This is a genomic window from Baekduia soli (assembly GCF_007970665.1).
Classification (GTDB): Bacteria; Actinomycetota; Thermoleophilia; order Solirubrobacterales; family Solirubrobacteraceae; genus Baekduia; species Baekduia soli.
Genome location: NZ_CP042430.1, coordinates 4057025 through 4070060, shown reverse-complemented (window position 1 = coordinate 4070060; position 13036 = coordinate 4057025). Strand labels below are relative to the sequence as shown.

Sequence of the window (13036 nt, the reverse complement as noted above, 5' to 3'; positions counted from 1 at the left end):
CTCAGAGGTCGCGGCGCGAGAACGCCAGGGCGGCGGCCGCGAGCACGAGCACGCCGTAGGCGACCGCCCACGGCACGAGCAGCGGACCGGCGTCGTGCGATCCGCCGAGCGGGCCGAGCTGGATGATCGCGCCGGTCACCCCGGGCACGTCGGCCACGAGCATGCGCAGCGCGTCGCGGTACAGGCCCTCGAACGGCAGCACCCAGGAGCCGATGTCGGCGATGCGCTGCAGGGTGTGGGAGGGAACCGCGTCGCCGATCGCGCCCAGCAGGCCGGCCAGCAGTCCCGCGCCGTAGGCCATGAGGATGCAGATCCCGTTGGCCGTGGCCCCGAGGAAGATCGAGCCCAGCAGCGCCAGCGCCGCGACGAGCGCCGCGCCGCCGGCCAGGCGCAGCGCGGCGCCGACGGGATGCAGCGGCCACCAGTCGCCGAGCAGGCCGACGACCACCACGGCGCCTGCGTAGACGACGAGCACGTACAGCGCGCTGACCGTCGCGGCGGCCAGGAAGCGGCCGCCGAGGTACTGCGAGCGGCTCAGAGGTCGCACGACGAGCGGCTGCAGCAGCCCGCGCTCGGCGTCGCCGCGCACGGCGCCCGCCGTCAGGAACGTCGCCAGGACGGTGCCGAGGAACAGCGCGCCGAACATCGCCAGCCCGAGGATCGTCGCGCCGGCCAGCGCCCGCGGGTCCAGGCCCGACGGGTCGTGCGAGAAGCCGCTGACGTCCTTGAACAGCTCGTCGGTGCCCCAGGCGTACAGCGCGCCGAAGCCCAGCGTGAGCACGACGACCACGGCGAGCACGCGCCGGCGCAGCGCCTCCTGCAGGGCGTGGCGGGCCACGATGAGCACGCCGCTCACCGGACGTCGACCACCGTGTCGAGGTAGACGTCCTCGAGACTGGAGCGCAGCACCCGCACGCCGTAGACCTCCTCGCCGTCGGCCACGAGGCGCGCGACGATCCCCGGGACGTCCTCGCGCGCGGCGCCCTCCACGACGCGGGTGCCCGAGGCCAGCTCGACCTCGACGCCCCGCGGGCGCGCGAGGTCGGCCGGGCGCCCGGCGGCGACGACGCGGCCGCGGTCGATGATCACGACGCGATCGCACACGAGCTCGACCTCGCTGAGCAGGTGGGTGTTGAGCAGCACCGCGATGCCGCGGCGGCGCAGCTCCTCCAGCAGGTCGCGCACGGTGCGCCGCCCGCCGGGGTCCAGGGCGCTCGTGGGCTCGTCGAGCAGGAGCAGGCGCGGGGACCCGATCATCGCCTGCGCCAGGCCGAGGCGCTGCTGCATGCCCTTGGACATGGCCTCGACGCGCATGCCGGCGTCCTCCTCGAGGCGGACGAGGGACAGCAGGTCGGCCCGCTCGGCCGCGCCGCCGTCCGAGGCGGCCAGGCGCTGGTGCAGCAGCAGCACCTCGTCGGCGGTGCACCACCCGGGGAAGCGGAACAGCTCGGCCAGGTAGCCCAGCGGCCGGGTCACCTCGACGATGCCGTCGGTGGCCCGCACGAGCCCGCAGGCGATCTTCGTCAGCGTCGACTTGCCCGCGCCGTTGGGCCCCAGGAGCCCGACGAGCTCGCCGTCGCCGACCTCGAGGTCGACGCCGTCGAGCGCCGTGTGGGCGCCGTAGCGCTTGTGCAGCCCGGTGACCGTGAGCGCGCTCACGCGGTCAGGACCAGCGGTGCGCCGCTGCCGTGGCGGGTCAGCTCGGTGCCGACCGCGAACCCGCGGCGCTGCACCTCGCCCTGCGCGGCGCGGCCGATGTGGTTGATCGGGGCGCCGGCGGTGGCGGCCTGCATCCCGCGGCGCAGCGCGGCCTCGGCCGCGGCCCTGAGCCTCAGCGCGCCCGGCCGCGCCCGGCCGACCGCGACGATGCGGCACGCGTCGGCGTGGAAGCCGTCGAGCTCGGTCGTGACGTCGAGCTTGACGAGCTCGCCCTCCCGCAGCCGCCGCGGCCCCGGGACGCCGTGGACGCCCTCGTCGTCGACCGAGATGCAGACCGTGCCGAGGCGGCCGTGGTCCAGCCTCGGCCCCGAGCGCGCGCCGGCGGCAGCGAAGAGCCGGTCCGCCTGCTCGTCGAGCTCGGCCGTGCTGATGCCCGGGCGCACCCGGGCACGCAGGTCGCGCAGCGTGCGGGCCACGACGCGCCCGGCGGCCTTCAGGAGGGCCAGCTCCTCAGGGGTGCAGACGGACATCGGCTCGAGGCTACCGACGGGGGCGGGCGCGCCCGCCGGGCCTCAGACCCGCGCGAAGCGGAAGCGCAGCAGGGTCCAGACCGCCTTGAAGCCGTCGCGCCAGGTGATCTTCTTGCCCTCGTCGTAGGAGCGCCCGTAGTAGGAGATCGGGATCTCGTACAGCCGCACGCCGGGGGTGCGCAGCACCTTCGCAGTGACCTCGGGCTCGAAGGCGAAGTCGTCGGAGACCAGGCGGAAGGACCGGATGAGGTCGCCGCGGAAGGCCTTGTAGCCGACCTCCATGTCGCTGATGGTCGTGTTGAACAGGATGTTGGTCAGCAGCGACAGGAAGCGGTTGCCGACGAAGTGCCAGAAGAGGTGCGCGCGCTGGGGCTCGCCGCCGCGCAGCCGCGTGCCGTAGACGACGTCGGCGGCGCCGTCGAGCAGGGGCTGCAGGACCTTGGGCAGGTCGCGGGGGTCGTACTCCATGTCGGCGTCCTGGATCACCACGATGTCGCCGCGGGAGGCCTCGATGCCCGTGCGCACCGCCGCGCCCTTGCCCCGGTTGCGGTCGTGGGTGAGCACACGCAGGCGCGGGTCGCCGGCGGCGGCCTCGCGGGCCGCGGGCACCGTCGCGTCGGTCGAGCCGTCGTCGATCACCAGGAGCTCGATCTCGAGGCCGTCGAGGGCCAGCACGCGGCGCACGACCTCGCCGATCGTGCCGGCCTCGCCGTAGGCGGGGACGAGGATCGAGACGAGCGGCGGCGGCATCTGGGCCGACACCCTGCCATACGATCCGCCGCGATGATCCACCGGATCGCCCTCCTGGCCTGCGCCGTCGCGCTCGTCGTCCTCGGGGTCAGCCGCCACGCCGCGCACGACGCGTGCGCGCGGGCCCAGGTCGACGCGCTGTCGGTCACGCTCGGGCGGCGTCCGGTCGCCGACGCCGCGGGCATCGCCGCCCGGCTGCAGGCCCACTGCCGCGACGTGGAGGAGCTCGTCAACGGCGCGGTGGCGTTCTCCCGGGTCGGCGCGCTGCGCCCCGCCGAGCGCCTGGCCGGGGCGGCCGTGCACCGTGAGCCCGATCGCCGCAACGCCTGGCTGGCGCTGTCGATCGTGCTGGCCCGCGAGGGCGACACGGTGTCGGCCGGCCATGCGCTGGATCGTGCCCGCGCGCTGGACCCCGTCGGGCTGGCGTCGGCGCCAGGACCGGCGAGCGCCGGCTGATGGACAGCCCCCGGCCGGGCAGGACGCTCGGTGGGAGGTGGCTTCAGGAAGACCCTTCGAGGGCGCGTCGCTCTGAGAAGGGCCGTGCGTCCTCGGACGCCAGCGCTCATGCCGTTCCCCGCCCCATCCCCGGCGGGGACGGCGGCGCGGGGCGCCGATCCCCGCACGTTGCGGGGAATGATGCCCAGCGCGCTCGGCACCGCCCACGGCCGCGCGGGTAGGGTCGGCGCGCGATGGCCCAGTTCGCGCTCGACCAGCTCAGCAGGCCGCTCCCCGTGCCCGGGCTCGACGAGGTCGTCTTCGAGCTGGACCTCGGGCTGCAGCGCCCGGGCTGGGCGATCGTCGACCACGCGTCGGCGTGCGCGGACCCGCTCGAGGAGCTCGTCGTCGAGGCGCTGAACACCGAGGTCTCCCGGACGTCGTGGGGTGTCACCTGTGCCCGCCTGATGCGCGGCCTGCGCATCGAGGCCGCCGGGCACCTCGCGCCTTGATCCGTGCGTTGTGCATCCGTTGTCGATCTCTTGATGAACCGGCGCGGCGGCGCGGGCTAAGGTCGGCCGACTCGGCCTTCCAGCGACTCCGTCGGCGGCTGGATGCCAAGGACGGTTCGGGGCGGCTCATCTCTCGTGATCTCGGATGGGTCGCCCCCGGGGGTCCGTCCGGGCGACCGTGCCGGCGGGTCCTTGAACCGCAGCAGCGGCCGCTCCACGAGGTAGTAGCTGAGGGTCGCGAAGCCCGTCGCCACGCCGGCGACCACGAGCGTGTAGACGATGAACGACCCGTGCGTCGTCCAATCCTGCACGCCGATGAACTTGCCCGTCAGCGGCTGGTGCCACAGGAAGATGCCGTAGGACACCAGGCCCAGCCACGCGACCGGCCGCCAGCCCAGGACCCGCCCCGGCACGCCGCCGCGGGCCGGGTCGCCGAGCATCGCGGGCGCGGCGAAGCACAGCGCGATCGCGCCGTAGAGCACGTGCCCGAAGAACCAGTCGCGCCCGTCGTACCCCGTGATCGTCACCGTGGGCATGCCGATGCGCGTGACGAGCAGCAGCAGGAGCGCGCTGAGCACCCACGCGGCGCCGGGGCGCCGGGCGAGGACTCGCAGCGGCACGGGACGCTGCGCGACCGGTGTGGCGTGCCAGCGGACGCTGAGCACCGCCGTGCCCATGCCCAGCGCGAACCACGTGAACGTCCCGGCGATCGTGTTCGCCACGGTGTCGGGGGCGGGATCGTCGAAGAACAACGTGCGCGTCAGCAGCGACAGCGCGGCCAGGAACACGAGCGCGCCGGCCTCGGCGCGGGCCTGCACGGCGGAGGACCGCCCGCTCAGCCAGCGCGCGCAGGCCAGGGCGTACAGCGGCAGCAGGAGGTAGAACTGAACCTCGACGCACAGGCTCCACGCCGCGGTGATGCCGCCCTCGATCCACGGCACCCGCAGATCCTGCAGGAAGCCGTAGTACACCCACCACGTGCCGGAGTGCACGAGCAGCAGGCCGGGCCAGATCGCCAGCACGGTCAGCGCCAGCCAGTAGGCGGGCAGGATGCGCAGCGCGCGGCGGCGGAAGTACAGCAGGACGCGCGGGGCGGGGCGGGCGAGGTGGCGCGCGGCCACGAACGGCCGATAGAGCAGGAAGCCCGAGATCACGAAGAACAGCGCGACGCCGACGTCCAGCCGTGCGGTGATCGCGCCGAGCTCGCCGTGGCCGTTGAACCCCGAGATGAACGCGGTGTGCGTGACGACGACGCACAGCGCCGCGACGGCGCGCAGCCCGTCGACGAGCGGGAACCGCGGGTTGCCCGGCGGCGGGCGCAGCGCGTCGGGCGTGAGTTCCGGCGACAGCGCACCGGCGTGCTTGTGGCCCGCCATCGGGCCGCGAGTCTAGAGGTCCGGCGCCCCCGGACCGCCGACCCGGCGGGCGGCGATCTCTAGGCTGGCGGGCGTGCGCCCCCGGCTCCGCACCGTCCTGTCGCTCGTGGCGTTGCTGGCGTTCGCCGTCCGCGTCGCCTACGTGCTGGCCAACCGCCACACGCCCGTCCTCGGCGACGCGCTGATGTACCACCTCCAGGGCGGGAACCTGGCCCACGGCGAGGGCTTGCACCGCGTCTACGAGCCCGGCATGGCCACCGCCGAGTTCCCGCCACTGCACATCCTGCTCGTCGCCCTCTCGACGCTGCTGGGCCTCGACACGACCCAGGACCAGAAGCTGTTCTTCGCCGGGGTCGGGACGGTGACGGTCGTGCTCGTGGCACTCCTGGCGCGGGCCGTAACCCGTTCGGACCGCGTCGCCGTCGTCGCCGGGCTCATGGCGGCGCTGTACCCGATGCTGTGGCTGCCCGACGGGGCGCTCATGGCCGAGACCACCTACGGCGTCACGCTCGTGGCGGCGCTGCTGGCCGCCGTCGGGCTCGTCCGCTCGCCCGCGCTGTGGCGGGGGTGGCTGCTGGGCAGCCTGCTGGGGCTGGCGGCCCTGGCCCGCGGCGAGGCCATCGGCCTGCTCGTGCTGCTCGTCGTGCCGCTGGCCTGGCGGGCGGCGCCGACGTGGCGCGGGCGCGGCGCGATCGCCGGATCGGTGCTCGCGGCCTTCGTCCTGGTGCTGGCGCCGTGGGAGGCGCGGCTGCTGACGACGTTCGACAAGCCGGTCCTCATCTCGGACAACTCGAGCGGGATCTGGGTCGGCGCCAACTGCCGCGACACGTACTACGGCGACCTCATCGGCTCGTGGAAGTTCCAGTGCTACGGCTCCGACGCGATCGCGGGCGACGAGTCCGTGCGCTTCGCCGAGTACCGCCGCCGCGGGATCGACTACATGACGTCGCACGCGGGGCGGCTGCCCGTCGTGGTCGCGGCGCGGCTGGGCCGCGTCCTGGACGTCTACCGGCCGTGGGACCAGGGGGCATTCCTGGCCTCGGCGGAGGGCCGTAACGTCCGGGCCCAGCGGGCGGGCCTGCTGGCCTACTGGCTGCTCGTCCCGTTCGCGTTCGCCGGGGCGCTGCTGCTGCGCCGCCGGCGCGAGCCCGCGCTGCTGGTCCTGCTGGCCCCCGTGGCGCTCGTGCTCCTCGTCGCCGCGGTGACCTACGGCTCGACGCGGTTCAGGTTCGCCGCCGAGCCCGGGCTCGTCGTGCTCGGCTCGGTGGCGGTCGACGCACTGCTGGGCCGGCTGCTCGCGCTGCGGGCCAGCAGGAGGCCCATGAGCGCGACGGCCACGAGCGAGAGCGCGGGCATCTCCCAGTCCCAGTCGATGGAGGCGTGGAAGGCGTAGGCCACCAGCGCGGCCACCGGGCCGGCCGCCAGCGTGGGGTCGGTGCGCTGCACGCGCCGCGCCGCGGCCGCGACGCCGCCGGCGAACGCGGCCAGCAGCAGCCCGCCGACCAGTCCGAGCTCGGCCAGCGTCTCGATCGGCAGCGAGTGCGCGTCGCGCGCCGGGCGGGCCTCGTGGCGCGCGCGCAGCCACTCGGCGGCGAAGCCGCCCGCGCCGACGCCCTTGACGGGGTGGTGGGCGAACGCGTGCAGCGCGACCCGCCAGTACTCGTAGCGGGGCGAGTCGGCGCTGGCCAGCCGGCTCGTGCTCGAGCCGAAGCGGGGGTCCACGGAGCTCGGGCCGTCGCTGTTGGCGGCCACGGCCACGGGGATCACGAGCATGGCCGCCACCAGCGCCGCGGCGATCCAGGCGTGGTGGGGTGGCAGCGGCAGCCGCCCGCGGCGCGCGGTCCCGGCGTTGTCGACGCCCGCGACCCACCATTGGACCGCGGCCGCGGCCGCCATGACGACGACGATGAGCACGAGCACGATCGCGCCGTCGCGGGCGGGGTGGCCGCCCTGCAGCGTGCGCACGGCCGACGACGACGCGCACAGCTCGGCGCCCAGCACGCCGGTCTCGACGGCGATGATCGCCGCGCGCAGCTGGCTCCAGGTCGGCGTGAGGGCCAGGAGCACCACGAGCCCCGCGGCGCACGCCGCGAGCCCGCCGCGCGAGAACGTCAGGTACAGGCCCGCGCCCAGCGGCGCCGCCGCCGCGGCGGCCGCGCAGCGCAGCGCGACCGGGCGGGTGGCGTCGCCGCCCAGGCGTGCGCAGAGCACGACGCCCATGGCGGCCAGCGCACCCATCGCGTTCCAGTAGGTCAGCGGCTTGTCCAGGCGTCCGCCGGCCGACACGGAGGACACGACGTGCACGACGTCGGGCAGCAGCCGGCCCAGCAGGCCGTAGCCGATGACGATGAGCGTGCCGGCGGCCAGGACCGGCTCGGCGAGCCGCGCGTGGCGGCGCGCGTGCAGCACCCCGGCGACCGCCGCCAGTCCGGCGAGGTACAGGGCGTCGCGCTCGGCGGTCGACCACGCCTCGTCGGCCAGCGGCGCCCAGCGCTCGCTCAGCGTGGTCCAGGCGGTCAGCAGGGCCAGGCCGCCGAGCGCCCAGCGGGCGGGGGCGGTCTGGGGGAGGGGGCGCGGCGCGAGCAGGGCGGCGAGGCCGAGCAGCACCCCGACGCCGGTGAGCGAGACGTCGCGGGCGCCCTCGTTGAACCCCCCGTCGGCGAACGCCAGGGCGGTGGGGGCGGCGAGCAGGACGAGCGCCAGGGCGGTGACGGCGCGGAGGCGCATCGGCGCGCCAGCGTACCCTCCGCGCTCGCATGCGGAGCCGACGCACCATCCCGCTGGCGCTCGCCACGCTCTCCTTCGTCCTTGCGCTCGTCCAGCGGCCCGGCGAGGTCATCGCCGACACGAAGGTCCATCTCTACCTCGATCCGGTGCGGTTCCTGCGCGGCGTCGCGTCGCTGTGGACGACGTCGCCCGACCTCGGCCACGTGTGGGCCAGCCAGTACGGCGGCTACCTGTGGCCCATGTCGCCCTGGTTCGCGCTCGGCGACGCGATCGGCCTGCCGACCTGGCTCGTGCACCGCCTGTGGCTCGGGACGATCCTCGCCCTCGGCGCGTGGGGCGTCGTGCGCCTCCTCGACGCGCTGCTGGACCGCCGGCGCGGTGCGGCCCACCTGGCCACGGGCGTGCTCTTCGTCGTCAACCCGTGGGTGACGGTCTACGCCGACCGCTCGAGCGTCACGCTGCTGGCCTGGGCCGCGCTGCCCTGGCTCATGCTGTGCGTGCACCACGGCCTGCGCGTGCGGCGGCCCTGGCGCCCCGCGGCGGCGTTCGCGCTCGTGCTGGCCACCGCGGGCGGCGGGGTCAACGCGGGGACGTTCGCCTGGGCGCTCGTCGGCCCGGTGCTCCTGGTCCTCTACGAGCTGTGGCTGCGCGACGTGCGCCCGTCCGCGCTGCGGCGCCTGCTCGTCCGCCTCGTGCCGATGGCGGTGCTGGCCAACGTGTGGTGGGTGGTCCCGCTGGCCGTCGCCGGCCGTGGCGCGCCCAACTTCCTCATCTTCACCGAGCAGCCCGGAACGATCTGGTCGACCACGACGCTGACCGAGTCGCTGCGGCTCATGGGCTTCTGGACGAGCTACGTCGGCGTGGGCTACGGCGGGGTGCTGCGGCCATACCAGGGGTCGGCGCCGGCGATGCTGCTCCTGCTGCCCGTCGTGCTGGCGGGCCTGCTCGTCCCCGCGCTGGCGCTGGGCGGCTTCCCGTGGACCCGGCGCTGGCGCTACGCCCCGTTCTTCCTGCTGCTCACGCTCGTCGGCGTGCTCATCATGGTCGCCGGCTGGCCCGACGGCACGCCGCTGCGGCGCGTGGGCACCGGCGTCTACTACCGCGTCGAGACGCTGCAGCCGCTGCGCACGACCTACAAGGCCGGGTCGCTCGTCGCGCTCGGCCTGGCGATGCTCGGCGGTGCGGCCTTCGCGGCCGCGTGGTCGCGACTGGGCGCGCGCTGGCCCCGCGCGCGCCTGGTCCGCGCGCTCCCGCCGCCCGCCCGGCGGCCGCTGCTGGCGGCCGCCGGCGTCGGCCTGGTGGTGCTCGCGTCCTGGCCGCTGGTGACGGGGCGCGCCGTCGAGCGCCAGCTCGCGTTCACGCTGCCGCCCGCGTGGCGCGCGGCGGCCGCCGACCTCCAGGACCGGCCGAGCGACTCGCGGGCGATGATCCTGCCCGGCCAGCTCTTCGCCAGCTATCGGTGGGGCGGCACCGTCGACGCCGTGCTGCCGGCGCTGACCGACCATCCCGTGACGACGCGCTGGATCGTGCCGTTCGCCGACCTGCGCTCGACCGAGCTGCAGTTCTCCGTCGACGCGCTCGTGACCCAGGAGCGGCTGCGGCCCGGCCAGCTGCGCCCGCTGCTCGACCTGCTGGACGTCGGCGACGTGCTCGTCGCCGCCGACGGCGACCGCAGCCGCAGCGGTGAGATGCCGGCGGCCGACGCCGCGCGCGAGCTGTCCGGGCCCGGCGGCCTGGGCCGCGGCGGCATCACCTACGGGCCGACGATCCCGGCCGCCGCGGCGGCCGGGCGCATCGAGGCGCCCGCGCGCGTGCCGCAGCTGCGGCGCATCCCCGTGCCGACGGGCGGCCTCGTGCGGGTGCTGCCGCGGACGGACGCGACCGTCGTCGACGGCGCGGGCGGGGCGCTGACCGCACTGGCCGCCTACGGCGCGCTGGACCTCGGCAAGGCCTACACCTACGCACCGGACGACGGCGGCGTCGCGGGCCTGCGCCGCGCCGCCGCCCAGGGCGCCGGGTTCGTCATCAGCGACACAAACCGCCGCCGCGCGTTCGTGGCGGCGCGCCTGAAGGGCGCGTTCGGGCCGACGCTGCCGCGCGACCAGGGCGTCTCGGTCGACGGGACGATCCTCGACCCGTTCGGCGACCTGGACCAGCGCGCGCAGACGACGGCCGAGGTCACCGGGATCCGCTCGATCAGCGCTCCGTCCTCGCCGCAGGTCACGCAGTTCGCCGACCAGCGGCCGTTCGCCGCGATCGACGGCGAGACCTCGACGGCGTGGATCGCCGACCGCGCGCTCGTGCAGGCTCGCCACACGCTGACGATCGACTTCGGCCGCCTGCGCGACGTCGGCGTGCTCGGCCTGCTGCCCTACTCCGACAGCCGCGGGGTCGTCAAGGCCGTGGAGGTCAACGGCCGGCGCTTCGCCGTGCACCGCGGCTGGAATGCGCTGCCCGTCCATCTGCGGGCGGTGCGCACGCTGGCGATCCACCTCGCGCAGGTGACGCGGCCCGAGCACGCCCACGCCGGCGCCGGCGGCATCCGCGAGCTGCGCATCGACGGCGTGCGCCCGGCGGAGGCGCTGCGCCCGCCCACGGTCATCGAGGACGCGCTGCGCGGGGCCGACATCTCCCACGACCCGCTGACCTACCTGCTGGACCGCACCACGGCCGACGTGCCCGCCGCCCAGCAGAAGTTCGTCGGCGAGCGCGGCGCCGGGCAGCTGCGCGACAGCCAGGACCCCGAGCGCCAGCTGCGCCGCGTGCTGCGCCCGCCCGCGGTGCGCTCCTACGTCGTCGACGGCTGGGGCTCGGTCGATCCGCGGCGCGCCGACGCCGTCTTCGCCCAGATCGACCGCACGGGCACGCGCGAGCAGGCCTTCGCCTCGTCCTCGCGCTTCGACGGCCTGGGCCGCTACCGCGCCTCGGGCGCGTTCGACGGCGGCGGGCGCGCGTGGGTCGGGCAGTGGATCCCCGGGCGCCCGGCGTGGATCTCGTGGTCGACGCCCGCCGCGACCGACGTCCGCCGCCTCGTGCTCATGCCCGCCGGCGTGCGGGTGCGGCGACCGACGCGCGTGGCGCTCACCGTCGACGGGCGCCGCGGGCCGGCCGTGGCCGTCGGGCCCGGCGGCGTCGTGGACCTCGGCACCGGCGTGCGCGGGACGCGCTTCCGCCTCGACGTCCTGGCGGCGCGCTTCCCGGCGGGCACGCCGGACGCGGTGCGGCGCCGCCGCGCGGTGGGCATCGGGGAGATCGAGGGGTCCGGCGTCACCGCGGCCGCCGTGCGGCGGACCGGGCGAGTGGAGCTGCCGTGCGGCATCGCGACGATCGACGTCGACGGCGCGAGCTACCCCTTGCGCGCGAGCACCGACCGCGCGTCGCTGGACGCCGGGCGTCCCGTGCGCCTGCGCGGCTGCGGACGGCTGACGCTGCCCGCGCGCGACGTGATCCTCGAGGGCTCCACCGGTCCGCTGCGCGTCGACGGCCTGCGCCTGGACTCGCCGGCGCCGGACCCGCTGGCGCGCGCCGCGGTGCTCGGCGGGGGCCGGGTGCTCGATCCCGGGCGCGAGGACCACGGCGGGCGCACCGGCGTGCGCGTCGACGTGCGCGGCCCGTCCTTCCTCGTCCTCGGGCAGAGCTTCGACCGCGGCTGGCGCGCGACGTGCGACGGGCGCGACCTCGGCGAGCCGCGGGCCATGGACGGCTTCGCCAACGCCTGGCCCGTGGAGCGCGGCTGCACACGCGTGGCGTTCGCCTACCGGCCCCAGCGGCTGGCCGACGCCGGCTACGCCATCTCGGGAGTGACGTGCGCGGTGCTGCTCCTGCTCCTGGCCGTGGCCGCCTGGCGCCGGCGCCGGCGCCGGCGCGGGATGCCGGGCGCGGCCGCCGGCGCCGCGCCAGAGCCCCTGGCCCCGCCGGCGGCCCCGCGCGCGTGGTCGCCGGTGGCGGCGTGCGCGATCGCGCTGCCGGTCGCCGCCGCCGTGGGCGTGGGCTTCGGCCTTCGCGCCGGCGTCGTGGCGGCGCCGCTGCTCGCGCTCGTGCTCTGGCGTGGGATCGGCGATCGCGTCCTGGGCCTCGTGGCGGGTGCGCTACTGGTCGTCGTGGTGCCGGCGATCTACGCCGGCGTGTCGCTGTTCGGCGGCGAGGAGCTGCTGGGCGGCAACAGCACCCGCTACGCTGCCGACCGGCTGGCGGCGCACTGGGTCGGGGTCGGGGCGTTCGTGCTGCTGGCGCTCGTGCTCTGGCGGGCGCTGGCCGCCGCCCGTCGAGGGCGCCGCGACGGCGAAGTAGCCTGGCGGCCGTGAGCGCCGACGTCGTCGACCTGCCGCGCGGCCCCCGCCGCGCACGAATGCTGTGGCGGATGTTCCGCGAGGAGCGCAGCAACCCGGAGCCGTTCTACCGGGCGCTGGCGGCGATCGCGGTCGCCGACCTTGACACCCACCACGGGCCGCTGGCCGGGCAGACGCTCGTCGACCTCGGGTGCGGCCCGGGCTACTACACCGACGCGTTCCGCGGCCGCGGCGCGACGGTCGTCCCGGTGGACAACAGCACGGACGAGCTCGAGCTGGGCGGCGCGCCGCCGGAGGGCTACGTGCTCGCCGACGCGGGGGACCTGCCCCTGGACGACGCGTCGGTGGACGGGGTGTTCTGCTCCAACATGTTCGAGCACACGCCGTCGGCGGCGCCGATCGTCGCCGAGATCGAGCGGGTGCTGCGGCCCGGCGGCTGGGCCTACATCTCGTGGACGAACTGGTACTCGCCGTGGGGCGGGCACCTCATGGCGCCCTACCACTACCTCGGGCCGCGTCTGGGCCCGCGCCTGTACGAGCGCCGCCACGGCAAGCCCGAGAAGCACGCCTACGGCGAGACGCTGTGGGCCTGCCACATCGGCCCGACGCTGCGCCTGGTGGCCTCCCGCCCGGGCCTGGAGATCAGCCGCGCCGAGCCCCGCTACTGGCCCTGGGCACGCGCGGTGATGAAGGTTCCGGGCCTGCGCGAGCTCGTGGCCTGGAACTGCGTGATCCGCGTGCGGAAGGTGTGATGGATT

General features: G+C 76.0%; 10 protein-coding genes. 4 read left to right on the top strand and 6 right to left on the bottom strand.

All coding sequences use genetic code 11. From position 1 onward, the window contains the following. Position 1: 1 nt before the first annotated feature. From FSW04_RS19695 to FSW04_RS19680, 4 genes are read right to left on the bottom strand one after another with little or no spacing between them, the layout of a single operon-like run. Positions 2 to 856: an ABC transporter permease subunit gene (locus tag FSW04_RS19695; protein WP_146921939.1), complete on the bottom strand. Its 855-nt coding sequence runs from the start codon at positions 854 to 856 to the stop codon at positions 2 to 4. Continuing rightward, entirely contained in the window at positions 853 to 1659 is an 807-nt protein-coding gene (locus tag FSW04_RS19690) for an ABC transporter ATP-binding protein (protein ID WP_146921938.1), read from the bottom strand. The genes FSW04_RS19695 and FSW04_RS19690 overlap by 4 nt, the downstream gene beginning before the upstream one ends. After that, on the bottom strand, positions 1656 to 2189 hold the full coding sequence (locus FSW04_RS19685) for a M24 family metallopeptidase (RefSeq protein ID WP_146921937.1): 534 nt from the start codon (positions 2187 to 2189) through the stop codon (positions 1656 to 1658). Before FSW04_RS19685 ends, FSW04_RS19690 begins: the two co-directional genes overlap by 4 nt. A 42-nt stretch (positions 2190 to 2231) precedes the next feature. Next, positions 2232 to 2939 carry a glycosyltransferase family 2 protein gene (locus tag FSW04_RS19680; protein ID WP_146921936.1) on the bottom strand — a complete coding sequence of 236 codons (708 nt, stop codon included), beginning with the start codon at positions 2937 to 2939 and terminating at the stop codon, positions 2232 to 2234. A gap of 33 nt (positions 2940 to 2972) precedes the next feature. Here FSW04_RS19680 and FSW04_RS19675 point away from each other — a divergent pair, with 33 nt between their 5' ends. Both FSW04_RS19675 and FSW04_RS19670 read left to right on the top strand, forming a co-directional pair. Continuing rightward, the gene (locus FSW04_RS19675; protein ID WP_146921935.1) at positions 2973 to 3395 is read left to right on the top strand and encodes a hypothetical protein; all 423 of its coding nucleotides are present in this window, start codon (positions 2973 to 2975) and stop codon (positions 3393 to 3395) included. Positions 3396 to 3628: 233 nt separating this feature from the next. Beyond that, the gene (locus FSW04_RS19670; RefSeq protein ID WP_146921934.1) at positions 3629 to 3886 is read left to right on the top strand and encodes a hypothetical protein; all 258 of its coding nucleotides are present in this window, start codon (positions 3629 to 3631) and stop codon (positions 3884 to 3886) included. A 56-nt stretch (positions 3887 to 3942) separates the two neighbouring features. Here the strand turns inward: FSW04_RS19670 and FSW04_RS19665 are convergent, their stop codons facing one another. Then, positions 3943 to 5262 (bottom strand): acyltransferase family protein, encoded by a 1320-nt coding sequence (locus tag FSW04_RS19665; RefSeq protein WP_146921933.1) that lies wholly within the window; start codon positions 5260 to 5262, stop codon positions 3943 to 3945. Positions 5263 to 6468: 1206 nt separating this feature from the next. Continuing rightward, positions 6469 to 7989, bottom strand: coding sequence for an O-antigen ligase family protein (locus FSW04_RS19660; RefSeq protein WP_146921932.1), 1521 nt, complete (start codon positions 7987 to 7989; stop codon positions 6469 to 6471). Positions 7990 to 8018: 29 nt separating this feature from the next. Here FSW04_RS19660 and FSW04_RS19655 point away from each other — a divergent pair, with 29 nt between their 5' ends. Together FSW04_RS19655 and FSW04_RS19650 are read left to right on the top strand one after the other, a co-directional pair. Next, positions 8019 to 12293 (top strand): alpha-(1->3)-arabinofuranosyltransferase domain-containing protein, encoded by a 4275-nt coding sequence (locus tag FSW04_RS19655; protein WP_146921931.1) that lies wholly within the window; start codon positions 8019 to 8021, stop codon positions 12291 to 12293. Continuing rightward, entirely contained in the window at positions 12290 to 13030 is a 741-nt protein-coding gene (locus tag FSW04_RS19650) for a class I SAM-dependent methyltransferase (RefSeq protein ID WP_146921930.1), read from the top strand. The genes FSW04_RS19655 and FSW04_RS19650 overlap by 4 nt, the downstream gene beginning before the upstream one ends. Positions 13031 to 13036: the final 6 nt, after the last annotated feature.

Bases quoted from the DNA above. Each gene is read 5' to 3' on its own strand.
- FSW04_RS19685 (WP_146921937.1), bottom strand. From the start codon at position 2,189: ATGTCCGTCTGCACCCCTGAGGAGCTGGCCCTCCTGAAGGCCGCCGGG.
- FSW04_RS19680 (WP_146921936.1), bottom strand. From the start codon at position 2,939: ATGCCGCCGCCGCTCGTCTCGATCCTCGTCCCCGCCTACGGCGAGGCC.
- FSW04_RS19675 (WP_146921935.1), top strand. From the start codon at position 2,973: ATGATCCACCGGATCGCCCTCCTGGCCTGCGCCGTCGCGCTCGTCGTC.
- FSW04_RS19670 (WP_146921934.1), top strand. From the start codon at position 3,629: ATGGCCCAGTTCGCGCTCGACCAGCTCAGCAGGCCGCTCCCCGTGCCC.
- FSW04_RS19665 (WP_146921933.1), bottom strand. From the start codon at position 5,262: ATGGCGGGCCACAAGCACGCCGGTGCGCTGTCGCCGGAACTCACGCCC.
- FSW04_RS19660 (WP_146921932.1), bottom strand. From the start codon at position 7,989: ATGCGCCTCCGCGCCGTCACCGCCCTGGCGCTCGTCCTGCTCGCCGCC.
- FSW04_RS19655 (WP_146921931.1), top strand. From the start codon at position 8,019: ATGCGGAGCCGACGCACCATCCCGCTGGCGCTCGCCACGCTCTCCTTC.